2 protein-coding genes are annotated in these 2,921 nt (G+C 44.6%); both read right to left on the bottom strand.

The window, feature by feature from the left end:
* Positions 1-2,522, bottom strand: a 2,522-nt coding sequence (locus tag WBA23_RS10030) for an ABC transporter permease (protein ID WP_424582143.1), incomplete at its 3' end; no start/stop codon positions are given.
* Positions 2,519-2,921: PadR family transcriptional regulator (locus WBA23_RS10035; RefSeq protein ID WP_424582144.1), on the bottom strand; the 403-nt coding region annotated here is incomplete at its 5' end. The genes WBA23_RS10030 and WBA23_RS10035, both read right to left, overlap by 4 nt.

The following is a 2,921-nucleotide window of genomic DNA, read 5'->3' on the forward strand; positions in this document are numbered from 1 at the left end:
GCGTAATCTAGTAACCACTGCTCAGCGGTATAGTACGTTATCGGCACACTAATGACCACCGCAATTAGAACGAATGTAACCGTTCTTCTCCCTAGTAAAAGCACAATATCGCCCAGCTGGGCACCTAGTGTTTTTCTGATTCCAATTTCCTTAGTGCGATTAACGGCGGCGTAGTACATTAGCCCGAAGAAGCCCATCGTGGCTACCAGCATCGCGAGAACCGCAAAAATTCCGAACGAATTAGCGAACCGAGTGTCGCGGGTGTACTGCCGAGCGTAATAATCGTTCAGAAAGAAGTAGCTAAACGGATTGCCGGGAAATAGTTCTTCCCAAAGTTGTTTTACTTGGCGAAGTTCAGCATTAACGTTGTTCTCCGACAGTTTTAGATAGCAATAAGTTTGAGGGGCTTTATCTACTTCGAAGATAATTGGCTGAAAATCACGCTGTAGTCCGTACTGGTGAAAATTATCCACTACTCCGATGATGGTTGGGTTAGTGTTCATGCGGTAAACAACTGATTGATCTATTGCCTCCTCAGCCGACGCAAAACCAAGTAATCGGCAAGCCGCTCGATTTATTATGATAGCGTCTTGGTCGGTAGCGTACGCGGGATTAAACTCACGACCGGCAATTATCGGTATACTGAAATCCGAAATAAATTCGTAGTCAATCTGGGAAAAGTAGTAAGTACTTGCTTGATCCTGGCGGCTTCCAACCCTTCGTACGTACCCGCTGGCTTCGCCGTTAATCTTATTACCGGGAATAAAATTAGCGAGGGTGATATCACTAATAGCACTAAGCCGTTGGGCTTCAACCTTAAAGCTTTCTAACCGATTTATGTACGTCGAATCGTTCGCAACTCCTACACTGGGTCCGTTAATTACCAGCGTTTTATCAATACTAATACCCAAATCTTTATTCCTCATAAAATCCATTTGACTATAGAGGACAATAGCACAACCAATAACCAGAACCGAGACCACAAACTGGAATGTCACCAGTGATTGGCGAACTTTGCTAGGAGAGAGAAAGCTCCTTTCTCCAGTACGAATCATTCGTTGCGTGCTAAGGCGAGCTACAAAAAACGCTGGATACAAACCGGAAATAAGCGTTCCACCCACGGTGATGATTAAAGTAATTGCCCAAAATTGAGGGGTGGTTATTTTCCCAGTTAGGTCAACGTTTAGCGCATCCAGTAAAAAGGGATGAGCCAGTCCAATCAGGGCGGCAGCTAGAAATAATGCGAAGACGTTGAGTAAGAATGCTTCGGCCATTACCTGCCTAAACAGTTGGGCTGAGCTAGCCCAATAGATTTTGCGAACGCTTACTTCCTTTTGGCGCCGAATAGCTTGAGCCGTAAAAAAATTTATGTAATTGGTACCCGCTACAATCAAGATCAAAATTGCTACAGCGGCTAATAGCCAAGTATTCGCTTCACTCCCGTTACCCTTCAGTTCGTTCACCAGATTTGAAGTTAAGTGAATTTCCTGCATTGGTTGTAAACTAAGAGTGATGCCTCGGTCAGGACGATACTTATCTACAATGGTCGATAAACCGGCCGTAATAGTACTAACAGCAGAGGGTTCGGATAGCTTGAAGTAGGTATAGAAAGAATCGCCCCAGTTATCAAGTTCGTTTTCTAGATTGGAGTACTTGCTGAAGGAAACTAACAGATCAAAATCTAGGTGAGTGTTTGTCGGTAAGTCTTCAATTACGCCAGTTACAATATACGTGCTCCGGCTCTCGTATCCGCTTTCTTTCCAGGCACCGTAAGCACCATCGATTATAATCTCTTGACCAAGTGGGTCAGTTTCTCCAAAGTACTTTCGGGCTGCAGATGTGGTTAGCACTATTGCATTGGGTGAGGTTAGTGCCGTTTCCGGGGCACCGTAGAGAAAGTGAAAGCTGAAGATGTTGAAAAAGGTAGTATCCGCACCGATAATCTGATCTTCCCAAAATAGGTTTTCTCCGGCCTGAACTGCGATACTTTCACCCGCTTTATGCAACCGGCACGCTGTTTCTACCGATGGATAGGTCTGCCGTAGTTCCTGTGCAATCTGCGAGAACGTAGTCGCACTTTCGGTTATGACTGCTCCCTCCTGATAGCGATCGTGTTTGATTCGGTAAATGCTCTGATAGTCAGTATGAAATTTATCAAAGCTCCATTCGTGAGATAGATACTGAAAAATAAGGATACAAGAAGCTAATCCAATTCCCAATCCGATAATGTTGATGAGTGAGAAAGATGTATTAAACCGAATTCGCCGAAGAGCGAACTTAAAATAATACCTAATCATAAGCAGACTGTTAGCTATATTAAAAATACCGGATTTACCCTGGAAAGGCCGAATGATAGAAAGGCGAAGTAAACCAAGAACCTGAGAGAAATACTTCCACTGCGCCATTCGCCCACTCTGCTCTACGTTTCGCTGATACAACTCTTCCAAATCACCCTGGATTTCATCAACGTAGTCAGGATGGCAGAACCATTGGAACAAGCGTTGGGCTAGGCGTTTGATCATGAGAGTTTGAAGTCAAGGGCCAGTTTAGGAATAGATTCCCAGAGCGTGTTCCGAACGTCTCGGTTTTGCTGAAGAGCTAGCTTTCCGAAGGCGGTGATAACATAGTATCGCTTAGGTTTTCCGCCCCGTTGGGCATTCGCCTCACCTTGTCGCGATTCTAGGTACCCTTTCTTTTCCATGCGCTTCAACGCCGATTGCAAGGCACCCACGCTCACTTTTCGCTCAGCGCGTTCTTCAATGGCATCCTTAATGGCTACACCGTAGGCCTCGTTGTAGAGTACCCCCACAGTGAGCAATACAATTTCTTCAAATTCGCCTAATGAATATGTTTTCATACAATTTCCTATCGGTAGTATTGCAACTAACGAAAAACGGAACCAATTTCCTAATTGTAGTATT

This window comes from Tunicatimonas sp. (assembly GCF_049647865.1).
Taxonomy (GTDB): domain Bacteria; phylum Bacteroidota; class Bacteroidia; order Cytophagales; family Cyclobacteriaceae; genus Tunicatimonas.